Source organism: Embleya sp. NPDC059237, assembly GCF_042754105.1.
Classification (GTDB): Bacteria; Actinomycetota; Actinomycetes; order Streptomycetales; family Streptomycetaceae; genus Embleya.
In genome coordinates this window covers 163,684-182,695 of record NZ_JBHZAE010000014.1, presented here as the reverse complement: position 1 = coordinate 182,695, position 19,012 = coordinate 163,684, and the positions used below count along the sequence as shown (strand labels likewise).

Annotated in this window: 15 protein-coding genes; 14 read left to right on the top strand and 1 reads right to left on the bottom strand. The window is 71.3% G+C overall.

The window, feature by feature from the left end; translation table 11 throughout:
- Positions 1–152: 152 nt before the first annotated feature.
- From ACFXKZ_RS36100 to ACFXKZ_RS36040, 13 genes are all read left to right on the top strand, one after another.
- The gene (locus ACFXKZ_RS36100) at positions 153–1,319 is read left to right on the top strand and encodes a Gfo/Idh/MocA family protein (RefSeq protein WP_380006520.1); all 1,167 of its coding nucleotides are present in this window, start codon (positions 153–155) and stop codon (positions 1,317–1,319) included.
- Positions 1,316–2,260: a sugar phosphate isomerase/epimerase family protein gene (locus ACFXKZ_RS36095; protein ID WP_380006517.1), complete on the top strand. Its 945-nt coding sequence runs from the start codon at positions 1,316–1,318 to the stop codon at positions 2,258–2,260. Before ACFXKZ_RS36100 ends, ACFXKZ_RS36095 begins: the two co-directional genes overlap by 4 nt.
- 86 nt (positions 2,261–2,346) lie before the next feature.
- Entirely contained in the window at positions 2,347–3,732 is a 1,386-nt protein-coding gene (locus ACFXKZ_RS36090) for an ABC transporter substrate-binding protein (protein WP_380006514.1), read from the top strand.
- Positions 3,729–4,616 carry a carbohydrate ABC transporter permease gene (locus tag ACFXKZ_RS36085; RefSeq protein ID WP_380006511.1) on the top strand — a complete coding sequence of 296 codons (888 nt, stop codon included), beginning with the start codon at positions 3,729–3,731 and terminating at the stop codon, positions 4,614–4,616. Before ACFXKZ_RS36090 ends, ACFXKZ_RS36085 begins: the two co-directional genes overlap by 4 nt.
- Before the next feature lie 3 nt (positions 4,617–4,619).
- Positions 4,620–5,453, top strand: a complete 834-nt coding sequence (locus tag ACFXKZ_RS36080) for a carbohydrate ABC transporter permease (protein WP_380006508.1) — start codon at positions 4,620–4,622, stop codon at positions 5,451–5,453.
- A 5-nt stretch (positions 5,454–5,458) separates the two neighbouring features.
- Positions 5,459–6,256 (top strand): 6-phosphogluconolactonase, encoded by a 798-nt coding sequence (locus ACFXKZ_RS36075; RefSeq protein WP_380006505.1) that lies wholly within the window; start codon positions 5,459–5,461, stop codon positions 6,254–6,256.
- Positions 6,253–7,371 (top strand): 5-dehydro-2-deoxygluconokinase, encoded by a 1,119-nt coding sequence (gene iolC, locus ACFXKZ_RS36070; protein WP_380006502.1) that lies wholly within the window; start codon positions 6,253–6,255, stop codon positions 7,369–7,371. Before ACFXKZ_RS36075 ends, iolC begins: the two co-directional genes overlap by 4 nt.
- A 2-nt stretch (positions 7,372–7,373) precedes the next feature.
- Positions 7,374–8,258, top strand: coding sequence for a deoxyribose-phosphate aldolase (locus ACFXKZ_RS36065; RefSeq protein WP_380006873.1), 885 nt, complete (start codon positions 7,374–7,376; stop codon positions 8,256–8,258).
- Positions 8,255–9,127 carry a 5-deoxy-glucuronate isomerase gene (gene iolB, locus ACFXKZ_RS36060; protein WP_380006499.1) on the top strand — a complete coding sequence of 291 codons (873 nt, stop codon included), beginning with the start codon at positions 8,255–8,257 and terminating at the stop codon, positions 9,125–9,127. The genes ACFXKZ_RS36065 and iolB overlap by 4 nt, the downstream gene beginning before the upstream one ends.
- Positions 9,124–11,022 (top strand): 3D-(3,5/4)-trihydroxycyclohexane-1,2-dione acylhydrolase (decyclizing), encoded by a 1,899-nt coding sequence (iolD, locus tag ACFXKZ_RS36055; protein WP_380006496.1) that lies wholly within the window; start codon positions 9,124–9,126, stop codon positions 11,020–11,022. The genes iolB and iolD overlap by 4 nt, the downstream gene beginning before the upstream one ends.
- A 360-nt stretch (positions 11,023–11,382) precedes the next feature.
- Positions 11,383–13,563: a ribosome-inactivating family protein gene (locus ACFXKZ_RS36050; RefSeq protein WP_380006493.1), complete on the top strand. Its 2,181-nt coding sequence runs from the start codon at positions 11,383–11,385 to the stop codon at positions 13,561–13,563.
- Positions 13,564–13,684: 121 nt separating this feature from the next.
- Positions 13,685–15,934, top strand: coding sequence for a hypothetical protein (locus ACFXKZ_RS36045; protein WP_380006489.1), 2,250 nt, complete (start codon positions 13,685–13,687; stop codon positions 15,932–15,934).
- A 218-nt stretch (positions 15,935–16,152) separates the two neighbouring features.
- Entirely contained in the window at positions 16,153–16,797 is a 645-nt protein-coding gene (locus tag ACFXKZ_RS36040; protein WP_380006486.1) for an SMI1/KNR4 family protein, read from the top strand.
- A 134-nt stretch (positions 16,798–16,931) separates the two neighbouring features.
- Here ACFXKZ_RS36040 and ACFXKZ_RS36035 read toward each other — a convergent pair whose 3' ends face one another.
- Positions 16,932–18,188: an FAD-dependent monooxygenase gene (locus ACFXKZ_RS36035; RefSeq protein ID WP_380006483.1), complete on the bottom strand. Its 1,257-nt coding sequence runs from the start codon at positions 18,186–18,188 to the stop codon at positions 16,932–16,934.
- Between the two features lie 84 nt (positions 18,189–18,272).
- Between ACFXKZ_RS36035 and ACFXKZ_RS36030 the strand changes: the two genes are divergently transcribed.
- A complete protein-coding gene (locus ACFXKZ_RS36030; protein ID WP_380006480.1) occupies positions 18,273–18,908 on the top strand; it encodes a TetR/AcrR family transcriptional regulator in 636 nt (211 codons plus the stop codon).
- The last annotated feature ends 104 nt before the right edge of the window (positions 18,909–19,012 follow it).

Here is a 19,012-nt window from a genome sequence, read left to right as displayed (position 1 = left end):
TCTGCCGTAGGTCATGATCCGGGAAGAAGCGACAAGCGGAATCCATCATTCCGATGACCCCCTCCTGTCCATTAAGGACAGCCTGTCCGATATGGATGTTCTGTCCACTGTGGACGGCTTCCGCCACAACCACGACGCGCAAGGAACCCTCAATGCCGGTAAGCGAACCCGTCCGTCTCGCCGTCGTCGGTGCCGGGACGATCACCCAGTCGGTGCACCTGCCCGCGATCCGGCGCCTCGGCGACGTCGTCACCACCGCGGTCGTGTGCGACCTGTCGCCCTCCCGCGCGGCGTCCGTCGCCGCCGGGACCGGCGCCGGCGTGCGGGCCGAAACCGACTACGCCCGGGTCCTGGCCGATCCCGACGTGGACGCCGTACTGGTGGCCACCCCCGGCACCCACGCCCGCGACGCCAGGGCCGCCCTGCTCGCCGGCAAGCACGTGCTCGCCGAGAAGCCGCTGTGCCTGACCGTCGCCGAGGCCGACGAGCTCGGCGCGCTGGCCGCCGAGCGCGGCCTGGTGCTCCAGGTCGGCTACATGAAGATGTACGACCCGATCACCGCGCTCGCCGCCGCCGAGCTGAACACCCTCGACACCCCGCGCACCGTGCGCGTGACCGTGCTGCACCCGGCCGACGAGCCCCAGGTCGCACACCTGCGGATGCCGCCGCCGGCCGACGACGCGGACGGCGCGGTGATCGCCGAGGCGATCCGCTACGAGGCCGACCGCACGCTCGACGCCCTCGGCGAGGTCCCGGCCGAACTCGGCCGCTACTACCGCGAGGTGCTCAACGGCTCGGTGATCCACGAACTCTCGCTGCTGCGCGCGCTCGGCTTCACCCTGCCGACCTCCTTCGACACCGCCGACCTGTGGCCGTGGCCCGTCGAGGGCGAACCGCCGTGCCTGCTGGCGTCCGCACCGCTGGGTATCGACGGGGCCGCGCGCCTGGTGCTCAACTGGAACTGGCTGCCCGACCACCCCGAATACGGCGAGGAGGTCGCCGTGCTCGCCCGCGACGGCCGGCTGCGCCTGGACATGGCCGCGCCCTACCTCGTGGACGTGCGCAGCACGTTGCGGGTCGAGCGCGCCCACGACGGGGCCAGCCGCGACTCGCTCGTGCGCTCCGGCTACGACACCGGATTCGTCGTACAACTGGCGGAGTTCGCCGCGTCGATCACGCACGGCGCGCCGGTGCGCTCGACCGCGAGCGGAGCCGCCGAGGACGTGCGCTGCCTCCAGGCGCTGATCGCGGCGATCGCCCGCCGCGCCGACGTGCGCGTCGGCGGCGAGGCCGCCCTCGTGGAAGGGGACGCCCGATGACCACGACCCGACCCTCCGGCACCGCCCTGCGGATCGGCAACGCCCCCGTCAGCTACGGCGTCTACGGCGAAGCCGCCGGCGGCGCCGGCACCTCGCCCGAGGCCCTGCTCGCCTCGATGGCCGAAGCCGGCTACGCGGGCAGCGAGTTGGGCCCGCCCGGGTTCTTCGGCACCCCGGCCGAGACCGCCGCCCTGTTCACCCGGCACGGCCTGGCCGCCGTCGGGGCCTACATCCCCGTGCACTACGCACTCGGCGACGACGTGGTGGCGCACGACCTGGCCCGGATGGAACAGACCTGCCGCGAGTTGGCCGCATGCGCCGAGGCCGGCGGCGAGACGCCGCTGGCGATCCTGGCCGACGAGGGCAGCGAGGCCCTGCTGCACAACCCGGCCCGCGCCTGGGAGGACCGCTCGCTCGCGCTCGACGACGCCGGGTGGCGGCGGCTGGCGCAGTTGTCCGCACAGGCCGTCGCGCTGGCCCGCTCGTACGGGCTGCGCACCTCCTTCCACCCGCACATCAGCACCTTCGTCGAATCGCCCTGGGAGGTGGACCGGCTGCTCGACCTCACCGAGGTGGGCCTGACGCTGGACATCGCCCACATCCAACTCGCGGGCGGCGACCCGGTCGAGTGCCTGGACCGCTGGCACGAGCGGATCAACCACGTGCACCTCAAGGACGTCGACACGAGCGTGCTGGCCCGGGCCAAGGCCGAGCGCCGCACCGACTTCGACACGTGGTGGGCGAACGTGTGCGTGCCCTTCGGCCGCGGCGACGTCGACATCGACCGATTCCTGGTCGCCCTCCTGCGCGGCGGCTACCGCGAGTGGCTGCTGATCGAGCAGGACCGCGCGCCCACCCCCGCCGAGCTGTACCCGACCGTGGCCGCCGAACAGGCCGCCAACCGCGCGTGGCTCGCGGCCAAGGTCGCCGAACTCGTCTGACCCCGACCCCGATCCCGAGGGGCGCCCCGCCAGGCCGCCCCTCGGTCCCTCTTGACCACCCACGGTGGTCGGATCCGGGAGCAACCATGAAATCTCTGCGCTGGACCGCGGTCGCGGGGATCGCCCTGACCGGCATCCTCGCCACCGCGTGTGGCGTCCCCGGCGCGGGCGGCACCACCGTCGCCTCCGACCTCGCCGGCGGTCCCGTGACCCAACGGGTCACCGCCGAGGACGTCAAGGCCATGGGCGACACCAAGCTGCGCGTGCTCGCCGACGCCGGCGAGGAGAACACGCTCAAGGCCCTTGTGCCGCTCTACGAGAAGAAGTACCCGAACGTCAAGGTCGAGGTCGCCACCAAGGGCTTCGACGACCTGATGAAGACCGTCGTCAACTCGATGTCCGGCTCCGACGCGCCCGACCTCGCCCAGGGCAACCAGGGCTACGGCACCGACGGCCCACTGGTGAAGGCCGGACTGATCCGCCCGCTCGACGACGTGATGCGCACCTACGGGTGGGAGAACACCTTCACCGAGGGCGCCCTCAAGCAGTACCGCTGGTCGCCCGACGGCTCGATCTTCGGCTCCGGCAGCCTGTACGGCATCAGCCCCGCCACCGAATACGTCGGCGTGTTCTACAACACCGACAAGCTCGCCAAGCTGGGCATCGCGCCGCCGCAGACCTACGCCGAGTTCACCGCCGCGCTCGACCGGGTCAAGGCCGCCGGCGAGCAGCCGATCATGCTCGGCAACGCCGAGAAGTATCCGGCGAGCCAGGTCATCGGCCTGGTCCAGGGCCAGAACGTGCCCAGCCGCGACGTGCGTTCGTGGATCAGCGGAGTGCCCGGCACCACGGTGGCCGACCCCGGCACCGTGGACGCCGCCCGGACCGTGCAGGACTGGGCGGCGCAGGGCTACTTCGGCCCCGGCTACAACGGCATCAGCTCCGACGACGCGGTCGCCAAGTTCGGCGCCGGCGAGGGCACGTTCCTCGTCGCCGGCTCCTGGAACGCGCCTTCGCTCCAGGAGAACATGAACGGCAAGGTCGGCTTCACCCTGCCCACCCGCGCCGACGGCACCCGCGCGACCGTGGGCTCGCTGGGCCTGGGCTGGCACATCGGCGCCAAGACCAAAAAGCTGCCCGCCGCGGTGGCGTTCCTGGACCTGCTGATGAGCGACGAGTTCGCGCAGACCATCGCCGACGTCGGCCGCACCCCGGTCACCGGCGCGGGCAAGGTCAGGGCCGGCAGCGCCGTGGTCGAGCAGGTCAACACGATCGGCCTGAAGCTCCTGGTCGACGACGGCCAGAACTTCTACCTCGACTGGGCCTCGACCACCATGTACGACACCATCGGCGCCAAGACCCAGGACCTGCTGGCCAAACACACCTCGCCGAGCGGTTTCGCCAAGGCGCTCCAGGACGACCGGGAAGCGTTCGCGGCCAAACAGCGCACGGATCGCAAGGCCGCGTCGTGAGCGGCCTGCGCGCCTGGAGCGCGAGACAGTACTGGCCAGCGTTCTTCTACCTGCTGCCGGCCGCCGTCTTCTACACGCTGTTCGTACTGCGCCCGCTGGGCCAGACGGCCTGGGTGTCCCTGTTCGCCTGGGACGGCATCACCGAGGGCCGCTGGGTCGGCGCGGACAACTACACCGCGCTCCTGGACGACGGCCGGATCCCCTCCGCGATCGCGCACTCCCTCGTCTTCGTCGTCTTCTACGCGGTCTTCCCCGTCGCGCTCGGGCTGTTCCTGGCCGCGCTGATGTCGCGGATCAGGGTGCGCGGGCTGAGCTTCTTCCGCGCGGTGTTGTTCCTGCCGCAGATCCTGGCGACCGTGGTGGTCGCGGTGTCGTGGCGGTGGATCTACGACATCGACGGCCCGCTGAACGCCGGGTTGCGCGCGGTCGGCCTGGGCTCGCTCGCGCGGGCCTGGCTCGGCGACTACGACACCGCGCTGCCCGCGGTCGGCATCGTCGGCACGTGGGTGATGTACGGCCTGTGCATGGTGCTCTTCCTCGCCGGCGTGCAGAAGACCCCCACCGAACTGTACGAATCGGCCCGGCTCGACGGCTGCGGCCCCATCCGGGAGTTCTTCACCGTCACCCTGCCCGCACTGCGCGGCGAGATCGCCATCGCGCTCGTACTCACCATCACCTACGCGCTGCGCAACTTCGACCTCGTGTGGAACACCACCGCGGGTGGCCCGGGCACCTCCACCACCGTGCCCAGCGTGTTCGTCTACCAGGGCGCGTTCCTCACCCACGAGGTGGGCAGCGCCGCCGCGATCAGCGTCTGCCTGACCGCCGTGGTGCTCGCCGTCACCGGCGTGATCATGCGCCTCGTGCGCGGCAAGGAGGGCTGACCGATGCCGAGCAACAGTCGCCGACAGACCGTCATCGGGCACACGATCCTCGCGGTCGCCGCCCTCGTCGCGCTCTACCCGTTCCTGTCCGTGCTGCTGCTCGCGTTCGGCGAACCCGGCACGCGCACCAGCGGAATCTCCATACCCGACTCGGTCAGCTTCGACAACTTCACCGAGGCGTGGCGGCGCGGTCTGTTCTCGGACGCGCTCACCTCCAGCCTGATCGTCGCCGCCGCCGTGGTGATCGGCACGATCGTGCTCGCGGTACTGGCGAGTTACGCCCTCGCGTTCTTCCCGTTCCCGCTCAAGGGCCCGATGCTCGGGCTGCTGCTGATCGGGCTCGTGATGCCGTACGAGGCGACCGTCATCCCGCTCTACTACCAGCTCAAGGACTGGGAACTGGTCAACACCTACTGGGCGTTGATCCTGCCGCAGATCGGACTGTCGCTGCCCTTCGCGGTGTTTTGGATGCGGACCTTCTTCGTCTCCACGCCGCCCGCGCTGCGCGAGGCCGCCTCGGTCGACGGCGCGTCCCGCCTGCGTACCCTGCGCTCGGTGCTGCTGCCGATGGCGATGCCCGCGATCGGCACCCTGGCCACCCTGCTCTTCCTGTTCGCCTGGAACGAGTTCCTGCTCGCCCTGGTCCTGGTCCCCGACGACCGCTCGGTGCAGACCGCACCGCTCGCCCTGTCGTTCTTCGCCGGCAACCGCCGCAACAGCGACCCGGGCGTGACCGCCGCCGCGGCCGTCCTGGTCGCCCTTCCCGTGCTCATCAGCTATATCGCCCTCCAGCGCCGCATGATCAGCGGAATGCTCGCGGGCGCCGTCAAGGAGTGACACCCATGTCAGCCCCCCTTCCCCTCCGGGTCTTCGACGCACCCGCGGACCTCGGCGACGCGCTCGCCCGCGAGATCGCCGACGGCATCGTCGCCGCCGCCGCGGCCGGTGTGCGCTACGTCCTGGGCTGCCCGGGTGGCCGCAGCCCCAAGCCGGTCTACGACGCGCTGGCCGAACAGGTCGCCGCCCGCGGCCTGGACCTGCGGCACGTGGTGATCGCGATGATGGACGAATACGTCGTGGCCGGCCCCGACGGCTACACCGACATCGACCACGGCGCGCACAACAGCTGCCATCGCTTCGCCGCCGAGGAGATCGTCGCCCCGCTGAACGCCGCCGCCGGCCCCGGGCGCGGCATCCCCGCCGACGCCGTCTGGTTCCCCGACCCCGCCGACCCCGAGGCGTACGACACCCGCCTCGCCGATGCGGGCGGCATCGACCTGTTCATCCTGGCCTCCGGCGCCACCGACGGACACATCGCCTTCAACCCGCCCGGCGCGCCCCGGGACAGCCGCAGCCGCGTCGTCGAACTGCCCGACAGCACCCGGCGCGACAACCTCGGCACCTTCCCCGACTACGCCTCGCTCGACGAGGTCCCCCGGCACGGCGTCACCGTCGGCGTGCAGACGATCGTCTCCCGCTCGCGACGCGCGGTCATGGTCGTACACGGCGAGCACAAGCGCGAGGCGGTGCGCCGCCTGGGCGCGGCCGGCGATTACGACCCGGCGTGGCCGGCCACCCTGGTCGTCACCTGCGAACGCCCGTCCCTGTACGTGGACCGCGCCGCGGCGGACGCCCGATGAGCGAGGCCCTGGACCTGATCACCCTCGGCCGGGTGAGCGTGGACCTGTACCCCGAACAGATCGGCGTCGGCCTGGCCGACGTGCGCACCTTCGCCAAATACCTCGGCGGCAGCGCGACCAACGTCGCCGTCGCGGGCGCCCGGCACGGGCTGCGCACGAGCGTGGTCACCGGCGTGGGCCAGGACCCGCTGGGCGACTTCGTGCGCCGCGCGCTGCGCGGATTCGGCGTCGCCGACCGCCACGTGGTCACCGTCTCCGGCCGGCAGACGCCCGTCGTGTTGTGCGAGATCTTCCCGCCGGACGACTTCCCGCTCTACTTCTACCGGCCCAACGCCCCCGACCTCGCGCTGACCGTCGAGGACCTGGACACCGAGGCGCTGCGCGCCGCGCGCATCGTGTGGATCACCGGCAGCGGGCTGTCCGCCGAACCCTCGCGCGGCACCACGCTGCGCGCCGTCGCCGACCGGGTCGAGGGCGGCGACACCGTGCTCGACCTGGACTGGCGGCCGATGTTCTGGGCCGACCCGAGCGAGGCGCCCGCCTGGTACGCCCGGGCGTTGGCGCACGCCACCGTGGCGGTGGGCAACCGCGACGAGGTCGAGGTCGCCGTCGGCACCCGCGACCCGGACGAGGCCGCCGATCGGCTGTTGGCTCGCGGTGTGCGGCTGGCCGTGGTCAAGCAGGGGCCGGCCGGCGTGCTGGCACGCACCGCCACGGAGGAGATCCGGCTGGCGCCCATCCCCGTGGAGGTGGTCAACGGCCTCGGTGCCGGCGATGCGTTCGGCGGCGCGCTCGCGGCCGGCTTGGCCGGCGGGCTGTCGTTGCGCCGCACGCTGGAGATCGCCAACGCCGCCGGTGCCTTTGTGGCCGGGCGGCATGCGTGTGCCGACGCGATGCCGACTCCGGCCGAGATCGACGAGTTGATCGGGCGCTCTGTCGGCGGGGCCGTCACGGGGTCCGCCACCGGTTCCACCCCGGACGCCGGCTCGGGCTCCACCCCGGACGCCGGCTCGGGCTCCACCCCGGACGCCGGCTCGGGTACCGCCTCCGGCTCCGTCATCGGCTCCACCCCGAGCGCCACCCCCGTTTCCGCCCCTACCGAAGGACAGCTGTGAGCATCGCCCCCGACATCGCCTCGGTCGTCACCACCCGCCTGACCGACCCCGGCGCCATCCGCCGCGCCGCCCTTGCCCGACCCCGGTTCGAGCGCGCCGGCTTCGCCCGTCCGCTGTTCATCCTCGCCGCCGACCACGCCGCACGCGGCGCGATCGCCGCCGGCGGCGACCCCACCGCGATGGGCGACCGGCACGAACTGCTCGCGCGCTGCGTCGAGGCGCTGGCCCGTCCCGGGGTGGACGGCTTCCTGGGCACCCCGGACATCGTCGAGGACCTGATCCTGCTCGGCGCGCTGGACGGCAAGCTGGTTCTGGGCTCGATGAACCGCGGCGGCATCCCCGGCGCGAGCTTCGAACTCGACGACCGATTCGGCTCCTACGACGCGCGCGGCATCGCCGAGGGCGGCCTGGACGGCGGCAAGATCCTGCTGCGCGTGGACCCGGCCGACGCCGGCACCGCCGAGACGCTGATCGGCACCGCGAACGCGGTCAACGAGCTGGCCGAACGCGAACTCATGGCACTGATAGAGCCGTTCCTGTCGGTCCGGGAGAACGGCAAGGTCCGCAACATCCTCACCCCCGACGCGCAGATGAAGGTCAACAACATCTCCGCCGCACTGGGGCGCACCTCGGCGTACACGTGGCTCAAGGTGCCCGTCGTCGACGAGATGGAGCGCATGATGGCCTCGACGACCATGCCCACGCTGCTCCTGGGCGGCGAGGGCGGCGGCGACGTCGACGCGATGTACGCCTCCTGGCAGCGCGCGCTGGAGATCCCGCACGTGCGCGGCCTGATCATCGGACGCACCATGCTCTTCCCGCACGACGGTGACGTGGCCGGCGCGGTCGACACCGCCGTGTCCCTGGTGCGTGGGGCCACGCGGTGAGCCCCCTGCACCTGCCCGACGGGAGCACCGCCGAGGGCGGCTTCCGGGTGGCGATCACCCCCGAGTCGGCGGGCTGGGCCTACAGCTCGCTGCGCGTGCTGGAGTTGGCCCCGGGCGAGACCCGTCGGTTCGAGACGGGCGACGCGGAGACGATCGTGCTGCCCCTGGCCGGGTCGTGCGTGGTCACCGTCGACGAGGCGACCTACGAACTCGCGGGCCGCGAGCATGTGTTCGCGCGCGTGACCGACTTCGTCTATGCTCCGCGCGACGCGCGGGTGAGCGTGACCTCCGAGCGGGGTGGCCGCTTCGCGCTGCCGGCGGCGCGCTGCGAGCGGCGCCTGGCCCCGGCGTACGTGCCGGCCGCCGACGTCGCCGTGGAGGTGCGCGGTGCGGGCGCCGCCTCGCGGCAGGTCAACAACTTCGCCGCGCCGGACGGCTTCGGCTGCGACCGCCTGGTCGCGGTCGAAGTGCTCACGCCCGGCGGCAACTGGTCCTCGTACCCTCCGCACAAGCACGACGAGGCCCGCCCCGGGGAGGCGGTGTTGGAGGAGATCTACTACTTCGAACTCGGCTCCTCCGGCGGCCCCGGGCGCCCCTTCGGCTACCAGCGGGTCTACGACGGGCAGTCGGTGGACGTGCTCGCGGAGGTGCGCCAGGGCGACGTGGTCCTGGTGCCGCGCGGCTACCACGGCCCGTCGATGGCGCCGCCGGGATACCCGATGTACTACCTGAACGTGCTCGCGGGCCCGCATCCGCAGCGCACGATGGCCTGTTGCGACGACCCCGAACACCACTGGGTCCGGAAGTCCTGGGAGAGCGTGGAACGCGACCCCCGGGTGCCGATGTGCGATGCGGAGGGACCACGATGAACACCGTGCGCACGACGAACACCGTGCGGATGACCACGGGACAGGCGCTGGTGCGCTTCCTCTCCCGCCAGTACAGCGAACGCGACGGGGTCGAACACCGGCTGATCGAGGGCTGCTTCGGGATCTTCGGACACGGCAACGTGGCCGGGATCGGGCAGGCGCTCCTGGAGCGGCCCGGCGACCTGACCTACCATCAGGCCCGCAACGAGCAGGCGATGGTGCACGCGGCGGTGGCCTACGCCCGTACCCGGCGCAGGCTGTCGACGCTGGCGTGCACGACATCGGTGGGACCCGGGGCGACCAACATGGTCACCGGCGCGGCGTTGGCCACGATCAACCGGCTGCCGGTACTACTGCTGCCGGGCGACACCTTCGCCACCCGAGTGGCCTCGCCGGTCCTGCAGGAACTGGAACTGCCTTACGCCGCCGACATCAGCGTCAACGACGCCTTCCGGCCGGTGTCCCGCTTCTTCGACCGCGTCCAGCGTCCGGAGCAGCTCGCGCACGCCGCGATCCAGGCCATGCGGGTGCTCACCGACCAGGCCGAGACGGGCGCGGTCACCCTCGCGCTGCCGCAGGACGTCCAGGCCGAGGCGTGGGACTTCCCCGAGGAGTTGTTCGCCAAGCGGGTGTGGCACGTGCGCCGGCCGGTGCCCGACCCCGACTCGCTGGCCGCCGCCGTCGCGGTGCTGCGGAGCGCGCGCCGGCCGCTGATCGTGGCCGGCGGCGGTGTGGTGCACGCCGACGCGAGTGCCGCGCTCGCCGCCTTCGCCGCGGCCACCGGCATCCCGGTCGCGGTCACCCAGGCGGGCAAGGCCGCGCTGCCGCACGAACACCCGGCCGCCGTCGGCGGGATCGGCCACACGGGCTCCGTCGCGGCGAACGCGCTGGCCCACGACGCCGACGTGGTACTCGGCGTCGGCACCCGGTGGCAGGACTTCACGACCGCGTCGCGGACCCTGTTCGCCGACCCCGACGTGCGCTTCGTCAACCTCAACATCGCCGCGTTCGACGCGGCCAAGCACGCGGGCGTCGCGATGGTCGCGGACGCGCGGGCGGGCCTGGAGGCATTGACTACGGCGCTGACCGGCTGGAGCGCCCCGGCCGAGCACCGCAGCCGCGCCGCTGAGGCGGTGCGCCGCTGGGACGCCGAGGTCGACGCCGCGTTCGCCCGGGCCCACACACCGCTGCCCGCCCAGAGCGAGATCATCGGCGCGGTCCGCGAGGCGATGGCACCGCACGACGTGGTGGTCTCCGCGGCCGGCTCCATCCCCGGCGACCTGCACAAACTGTGGCGCCCGACCGATCCGCTGGGCTACCACGTCGAGTACGGGTTCTCCTGCATGGGCTACGAGATCGCCGGCGGCCTGGGCGTGAAGATGGCAGCGCCCGAGCGCGAGGTGTTCGTCCTGGTCGGGGACGGCTCCTACCTGATGATGGCGCAGGAGATCGTCACGGCCGTCGCCGAGGACGTCAAACTCGTCATCGTGCTCGTACAAAACCACGGCTACGCCTCGATCGGGGCACTGTCCGAGGCGGTGGGCGCCGAACGATTCGGCACGCAATACCGCTTCCGAAACCGCCAATCCGGCACGTTCGACGGCGATGTACTGCCGATCGACCTGGCAGCGAACGCAGCCAGCCTCGGCGCAAACGTACTCCGAGCAACCGGACTCGCCGATTTCCGCACCGCCCTGACCACCGCCCGCGCCTCCACCCGCACCACGGTCATACACATAGACACCGACCCCCTGCTCGGCACCCCATCCTCACAAGCATGGTGGGACGTCCCCGTAGCCGAGGTAGCCACAACCCCCACAACCACCAAGGCCCGCCGAGACTACGAACAAGCGAAAACCACCCAACGCCCACTACTACGCCCAGCAGCTTCCTGACCCCTCCCACAAGGCAAAGCCCGTCCGGTAACCGCGCTTCCCGGCCACCGTCGCGGGGCGGCTCGTGCGGGCCGGGCGAAACGGCCCGTCCGGTCGTCGGTCGCAGGTGAGGGTCGTGTGCGGAGACGGTGGACCCGTGCCGGTCGATGCCGGGGGCGGGTGTGTCGGGCGGGCCGGATCCGGTCTTTTGTTCGTGGCCGTCGGGGATGTGGACTTGGGGTGAGGTGTGGGTGGGGGTGTGCGGCCGGTTCGTGGCGCCTTGTGGCCCCTCGCGCGCCGCCCGTCGTGACATCGATCGTGTGTGATCCCGCCCCGCTCCGCCCCGTTCCGCCCCGCTCCGTTCCGAGACAGGAGATCCGCATGCCGCCGGTGGCCGATCTGAACGTCGACGACCTGACCCCCGAAAACTACGCCACGTTCATCAACGCGATCCGAGACCATGTCGCCGCCCGGGAAGCGGGCACGGTCGACGTGTCCTCGGTCACCGGAAGGAGCGGCCAACGGGTCGGCATGTGGTCGATGGGACTCCAGGAGCACACGGAGAGCAGTGCCGCGAGCATGTTCTTCGTCCGCCTCGTCGACGGCGACGGCAGGCACCTGCTCGACTGGTACATGCAGGACACCAACCTTTACGGGTGGGGCTTCACCCGGCCCGGACAAACGACCTTCTACCACCTGGGGATACCGAACGGGAGCACGCCGGCGATGAACGCCGGAGTCCGGGAGATGATCGCCGAGCTGGGGTTCACCCCTCACCCGATAGGGATCCGTGAGGGCTACGGCGCCGGCGGTGTGCCCCGCAACCCGTTGGGCTGGGGCCGACTGACCACCGCGCTCGCCCTGTTCGAGGATCAACCCGACATCCCCGCGCACCAGCAGAACCTGGCGGGCCTTCTGATCGAGATGATCTGCGAGGCCACGCGCTTCCGCGAGATCGCACGCATCCTCGCGGAACTGCGGCGCGCACCTCGGGCCACCATCACAACAGACCAACGACGGCGGATCAACGACTTGGAGAACAACTGGAGTTCGCTCGCGACGCTGTACGACCAGTACGACGGCGCGACGGGATCCGTGGAAGACACGGCCCTGTCCAGGGCGTTCCCCACCATCGCCGCCGTGGCGGCCGCGCTGACCATCCTCCACCACCGGTCCGGCACCGCGCCGGGTCCCTCCCGTTCCGGGGCGGGTGTGGCGCGAGCGGACGCGGACGTGCCGGCGCCGCCGCGTCGGCTCTATCCGGTGCTGGACGCGGGCGGGAACCTGCCGGACGGCTACCGGGCGCGCCTGTTCCGGTTGGGCACGTGCCTGACCTACAACCTTCGCAACGACGAGATCGACGTCGGCCCGCTGTCGGTCGCGTCCTCCCTCCCCGGCCTGGGAAACACCGACTTCGCGACGCGCATCGACACTCTGGTCGCCGACCCGGGCAACCCGGACGACGTGTGGATCTTCGGCGGTCACCGATACGTCCGCTACCGGCTGAGCACCGACAAGGTCGTCGTGGGTCCACGGGAGATCGCCGACGGCTGGGCCGGCCTGCGCGCCACCTCGTTCGTCGACTACATCGACGCGGCCGTCCAGGACCCCCGCGACGGCAATCACGAGCTATACCTGTTCCGCGACTCCGAACTCCTCCACTACGACCCCGACAAGGACACGATCACCGGCGGCCCCACCCCCATCGCCCGGGACCTGCCCGGACTCGCGAACACGCCCTTCGCCCACGGAGTCGGCGCCGCCCTGAACATCCCCGGCAGCAGCGACTCGTTGTGGCTCTTCCGAGGCGAGGACTACGTCCGCTACAACACCCACACCCACCGGATCGAGGTGGGCCCCCGGCCCATCCACCAGAGCTGGTCGTCGCTGCGGGACAAGACGTTCGTCGACGGTGTCAGCGCCGTTCTGCCCTGCCCGGGCCCGTCCACGCCCACCGCGCTCTGGATGTTCCACGACGACCTCTACCTCCGGTTCGACCTCGCGAACAACGCCATCGCCAAGGTCGCGGCCACGGTCGCCTCGGGATGGCCCGGCCTCGACGTCGACGGCTTCGCCGACCGCGTCGACGCCGTACTCCCGGCACCGAAGGGGGCCGGCGCCTCCCACTACGCGTGGTTCTTCCACGCCGACCGCTACCTGCGCTACGACCTCGACCACAGCAAGGTCGAGATCGGCCCGCGCCCCATCGCGGACGGGTGGGTCGCACTGAAGGGCACCGGCTTCGAGCACGGCATCGACGCCGCCCTCCCCAACCCCGACGAACCCGACACCGCGTGGTTCTTCTGCGGCGACCAATACATCCACTACCACCTCAAGAAGGATGAACGCATCATCGGACCCACACCCATCGCCCAACGATGGAAGGACCTGAGCGAGCCCTTCACCCGACGCATCGACGCCGCGTGCGTCGCCCCCGGCAGCAAGGACGTCTGGCTGTTCAACGGAGACTCCTACCTCCGCTACAACCCACAGGAGGACAAGGTTCACGTCCGCCCCCGGCGCATCATCGACGGCTGGAAACTCGGCTTCCCCGTCGGCTGACCACACCCGACCACGCCCGACCACACCGTGCGCGACGGTGGGGGTTCTCGGCGTGAGGGGGTGACGCACGGTGCCGGAAACTCGCGTGCGGGTGCGAATGTGGGTCTGCGAGCATGCGCGAATGACCCACAGCGACTTCGAATACCTGGTCGTCCGGCACCGTCACCGTGTTCCCGTCCCCACTGCGGCAAGGGCCGAAGTGGCAACGGCCGAAGCGACGAGGGCCGGAGCAGCGAGGCAAGGTGCCGCGGCGGCACGGCAGTTCGACGCGGCATTGATGTCGGCCGGGTTCAAGGCGTCGGCCGAGTTGCTGGAGCGTCTGTCCGGATTGGACGAGGCGACGGTGGTCGGGATCGGCGCACGGACGCTGGCGACCGTGCGGGAGATGGTCGGCGACCACGTAGCACACAACACGTACTTCGTGGACTTCCCGGCGAACGTGCCCGATACGCTCGATTTCTGGATGGGGTGCATCGCGGACGCGCTCGCCGACACGTCCTCGCGGGCCGGCACGCTCGCGCAAGCGGGCACGGGTGTGATCGACCTGTTGACCCTGCCCTCGTACGGCAACTATCGGCACACCTACGAGGAAATGCTGCTCGCGCACGACGAGTTGATCCACGCGGCAGGCGACCGCATGACCGTGCTGCACCCCGGCGGCGACCCGGACGACGAGGTCGTGGCGCTGTACCTCGCGCTGGCCGGCAGCACCACGCCGCTCGGGGAAGAGGCGTTGTTCGACCTGGAGTTGCTGGCCGAGGCATGCGTCGCCGGGCCGCAGCCCGACGTGATCCCGGTACGGGAGAACCGTGCCGTGGTGAACCGCGCGCGGCTGACCTCCGGGATGGGCCCGCTGGTGGACACCGTCACCGACGTACTGCGGCTCGCCTGCGCGCTGTCGGACGGCGATGTGACGCTGGTCGAGCCGACCCGCTTCCGGTCGGTGCCGCGGCCGATGCGCCGGGGACTGCTCGCCGCGCTCGACGCGGTGGTCGCGGCGTCGCCGGCCAAGCTCGCCGACGTGCGCGTGCACCGGGAGGCGTTCAAGCGGCTCGGTGAGCGGCTCCACCCGCACGAATACCCGCAGTGGCCGCACGCCGCCGAGGTGTTCGCGGTGGCCCGCGGCGAGTCGGTGGTCCCGTCGGTGGACAGCCGCGTCGACACGCTCCTCGCGGCGGAGGACGTCGCGGGAGCGGCGCTGCTGCTGGCGTCCGCCGCGCCGGGGAAACTGTTCCGCTCGCTGGACCGGCTGCTGCGCGCCGCCCGGACCGAGCAGGTGCGGGACATGGTGATGACCGCGGCCGTCGAGGCCGCACCGCAGGTGTCCGGGCGGGTGCTGCTGTCGGTCCGCGAACATTTCCTCAACCGCCGGGTGGTGGGCCCCGATTCGGCTCCTGGGGATCAACCGCGCGACCAGAGCCGGGTGTTCGTGAACCGACTCGGCGGTGCGTGGGTGACGCCCGAGCGGCGTGCGCCGGTGTCCGCCGCGCATCGCGACCGCGTCGTCGCCGCCGTGGATGCGGAGATACGCGGCCGCCTGCCGGACCCGGGACACCTGGTCCTCGGTCCGGACGTGCTCGACGTCGCGCTGCCGCTGAGCGGCAAGGCGTCCGCGGCGGGTCTCGGCGTGCTCCCGCGCGGCTCGGTCTCGCGGATCCGCGGGGACCTGCTGCGATTCTTCGTGTACTGGAAGCAGACCCGGCATACGACGGACTTCGACCTGTCGGCGCTGATGCTGGACGTCGACTACCGGACGGTGTCGTGGCTTTCGTACACCGCACTGTCCTCGGTCGACGGCGAGCACTCCGGCGACATCGTCGATGCGCCCGAGGGGGCTTCGGAGTTCATCAACCTGCGGTTGGGCGCCGTCCGCGGGGGCTTCATCGTGCCGCAGGTCAACATCTACGCGGGCGAGGGGTTCGAGGAGGTCGCCGAGTCGTTCTTCGGGTTCATGCTGCGTGAGGACGAGCAGCGGGGGCAGCCGTTCGAGCCGCGTACGGTGCGCATGAAGTCGGAACTGCGCGGGCAGGGGCGGGTCGCGCTGCCGCTGGTATTCCTGCGCGGCAAGGATGGGAAGTGGCGTGCCAAGTGGTTGCATCTGTACCTGCGCGGCAAGCCGGCCGCGAACCGGGTCGAGGACAACCGGGTGACGGTCGCGACGCTGGTCCGCGGCATCGTCGAGCGCGACCAGTCGACGGTGCGGTACCTGACCGATCTGCTGGCGGAGCGCGCCGCGGCGGTCACCCGATGGGACGGAGGGCCGCTGCCACAGGGTCCGGTCACGTTCATCGGCCTGGAGCGGCCCGAGGGCCTGCACCCGGAGTCGCGGGTGGTCACCACGGAAAATCTGCGCGACCTGATCCCCGCTTAACTGGTAGCGTCGGCGGCGGCGAGGCCATGAGGGGGCTTCCTTCTCAACCCACTTGGGTATTCTTTAGTCCTCTCGCTTTCCTCTCCATCGCAGCGCCGCAACACCGTAACTCCGCGACGCCGGAGCGCCCTTGGGCGCCCGGCGTCGCCGGCTCTCACGGTGCGGCACCGCCGGCGGGGCGGCAGGCAGCGCCCGAGGACTTCAGGAGTCGGACCACCATGGCCAAACCTCTCGACACCCTCCTGGACCTGCGCCGGGCCGCCACGGCGGGTCTGCTCGAACTCGACGGCTCCGGCCCCGCTTCGCGCGAGGCGGTGCGGGCGCGGGAGACCCTCCTGGCGCCGCACTTCGGTACCGTCGCCTGGTCGGCGCCGTCGAGCTACCGTGCGCTGCTGGCGGAGCACAATCGGCTGCGCTGCCTTCGCGAAGAGGATGATCGCGAGCGTGAGTTCGTTCTCGTGGACGAGGACGAGCTCATCGAATTGAACGCCGATCTGGTGCACATGCCCGAGGGGGTCGGTCGCGAACCGGGACGGCACCTGTCGACCAATCACCTGGTCGGGTTCGCCGAAGCCGGTTACGAGGCGGTGTGGTGTTTCGACGTCGCACAACCCGTCGCAGACGGCGAGTACCCGGTCTACTACCACCATCAAGACGAGCCGCGGGCACGCTGCCTCGCCGACGGCACATGGGACGAACAGGCCGATGCCGTACCCGACTTCCCGTCATTCACGGCCTGGTTCGAGGCGATGGCCGCAGCCTTCGCCTCGGCGCGACCCCCGGCCTGGTTCGACGAGTTGGGCACCCCGACCCTGGTCTGGCTCGCCCGCGACGGAATCTTCCGGACCGGCGCCCGGCACTGACAGGGTTCTCCATCGCCCCGGTCACCGAGTCGGCGAACAGCCGGGCGTACACGACCGAAGTCCTCGCGGACGCACGTGCCTTGATGTTCGGTCACGCCTCCCCCGCCGGCGACGAGGCCCACGCCCGTCTGTGGCTACGCCGTCGTGCCGGTGTCGGATAGTGGGATTCTCGGGGGTGTCCAGTCGGCGAATTTGAGGATTGCCTTCATTGCCACTGCCGGTGGGGTCAGGCGCATCGCGGTGTTGCGCATGGCCACCGCCAGGCGGCCTTCCGCCTTTTGGATGCGGCCCATGCGGTGTGAGGCCTTGGTTACGGCCGCGACTCTGGGGCGGCGGGTCTTGTCGTATGTGGCCAGCGCGGTGGCCTGGTTTTGGTGGGTGTGCAGGCACGCGGCCAGGACGACCGCGTCCTCGATGGCCATGCACGCGCCCTGGCCCAGGTGTGGGGGCATCGCGTGGGCGGCGTCGCCGAGCAGGGCGACGCGGCCCGCCACGTACGTGTCCAAGGGGGTGCCCAGGATGTGGATGTCGTGGTGGAGGACGGCTTCCGGGGCGGTGGCCTTCAGCAGGGCCGGAATCGGGTCGTGCAGGCCGTCGAGGCGTCGCCACACCTCGGCCCACTCGTTGTCGTGGCGCACTCCGGCCTTCGCCTTGGTGACCATGTGCCAGCACACCCGGCCGTCGCGGATGGGCATGACGCCGATCTCGGCGCCGTCGTGCAGGGTCTGCGCGATGTCGGGCGTGGGCACGAACGCCTCGGTCGTTACTCCGCGCCAGACGGTCGAGCCGCTGTAGACGGGGGCCGGGGCGTCCGGCCACAGTCGGGCGCGGACGCGGCTGTTGACGCCGTCGGCGACGACGGCCAGATCGGCCCCGATGGTCGCCGTCCCGCCCGGGCCGGTGTAGTGGACGAGAGCCCGGTTCGGGTCCTGCGTGATGTCGGTGACCTCGGCCCCGGTGACAACGCCGCAGTCCGCGGGGAGGGCTCCTCGCAGGATGTCGTGGAGTTCGGCCCGGTGCAGTGAATAGATCCCGGTACCGAGCTTGGCCTCCAGTGCCGTGCCGTCGACCTGGGACAACCACCGGCCGTCGCCGTCGCGCACTCCGGTGGACAGTTGTGGCCGGCCGCCGGCCTTGACCGCGGGGCCGAGGCCCAGGCTCTCCAGCGCGCGCATCGCGTTGCTCATCAGGGCGATCCCCGCCCCGACCTCGCCGCCGACCGCCTTGCGTTCGAGGACGGTCACCCGCCAACCGATCCGACGTAGCCCTACGGCGACCGCCAGGCCGCCGATGCCACCGCCGACGACCACCGCCGACCGGGCGGTCGGGTGGTTCGCGTGTGTGTGCGCGTGGCTGTTCGCGTCTGTGTTCGTAGCGTTCTTTTCCGGCATTGTTCACGCCCCCTCGCTTCTACTTCTGTAGAAGACCGTATACTACGGATGTAGAAAGCGACATGGGGGCCGGAAGGAGCAGGCGTGCGTGCGGTACCCGATCGTCGGACGGTTCTCGCGGACACGGCGATCGAACTGCTGGCCTCCGGCGGCATGCGAGCCCTCACCCATCGCGGCGTCGATGCCCGGGCCGAACTGCCCGTCGGCACCACCTCGGCGTACTTCCGGACCCGGAAAGCGCTGATCACCAAAGCGGTCCAGCGCCTCGTCGAGTTGGATGCCGAGGACCTGCGGCAGGTCGCACTGGCCGCCGACGGACCACTGCTCGCCCCGCCGCGAGCCGGACTGCTCGGCCCCGAGCACCTGGACCGACTCGCGGACGCCACCGCGGCCTTCGTCGACCACATGCTCGGGCCCGGACGCGTACGTACCCTCGCGCGCTACCACTGCATCCTGGAGACCGTCCACGAACCGGAGTTGCGGGAGATCCTTCGGCACGGGGACGCGGCCAGGGCGCAGATGTGCGCGCTGCTGGCGGCCGCCGGCATACCCCGGGCCCGAGCCGAGGAGCGGGCCCGTCGGCATCTGGCCTGCGTGGATGGGCTGATCTTCGATCGACTGACGGCCCCGCCCGGCACCGTCCCGGCACCCGGGACACCGGAGAGCAGGGACGATCTGCGGGAGGCCGTTCGGGGGCTCCTGGCAATTGCCGTGTCGTAAGCGCGGGCACTGCCGCGTGGTTCTTCCGCGCGACCCGCACCGCCGACGACTTGAGCCACCCGGGCGCGGAGACGGTGCTCCGCGATCGGCGCCGTCCTCGCTCT

Coding starts and splice junctions, on each gene's coding strand:
- ACFXKZ_RS36100 (WP_380006520.1), top strand. CDS start 153: ATGCCGGTAAGCGAACCCGTCCGTCTCGCCGTCGTCGGTGCCGGGACG.
- ACFXKZ_RS36095 (WP_380006517.1), top strand. CDS start 1,316: ATGACCACGACCCGACCCTCCGGCACCGCCCTGCGGATCGGCAACGCC.
- ACFXKZ_RS36090 (WP_380006514.1), top strand. CDS start 2,347: ATGAAATCTCTGCGCTGGACCGCGGTCGCGGGGATCGCCCTGACCGGC.
- ACFXKZ_RS36080 (WP_380006508.1), top strand. CDS start 4,620: ATGCCGAGCAACAGTCGCCGACAGACCGTCATCGGGCACACGATCCTC.
- ACFXKZ_RS36075 (WP_380006505.1), top strand. CDS start 5,459: ATGTCAGCCCCCCTTCCCCTCCGGGTCTTCGACGCACCCGCGGACCTC.
- iolC (WP_380006502.1), top strand. CDS start 6,253: ATGAGCGAGGCCCTGGACCTGATCACCCTCGGCCGGGTGAGCGTGGAC.
- iolD (WP_380006496.1), top strand. CDS start 9,124: ATGAACACCGTGCGCACGACGAACACCGTGCGGATGACCACGGGACAG.
- ACFXKZ_RS36050 (WP_380006493.1), top strand. CDS start 11,383: ATGCCGCCGGTGGCCGATCTGAACGTCGACGACCTGACCCCCGAAAAC.
- ACFXKZ_RS36045 (WP_380006489.1), top strand. CDS start 13,685: ATGACCCACAGCGACTTCGAATACCTGGTCGTCCGGCACCGTCACCGT.
- ACFXKZ_RS36040 (WP_380006486.1), top strand. CDS start 16,153: ATGGCCAAACCTCTCGACACCCTCCTGGACCTGCGCCGGGCCGCCACG.
- ACFXKZ_RS36035 (WP_380006483.1), bottom strand. CDS start 18,188: ATGCCGGAAAAGAACGCTACGAACACAGACGCGAACAGCCACGCGCAC.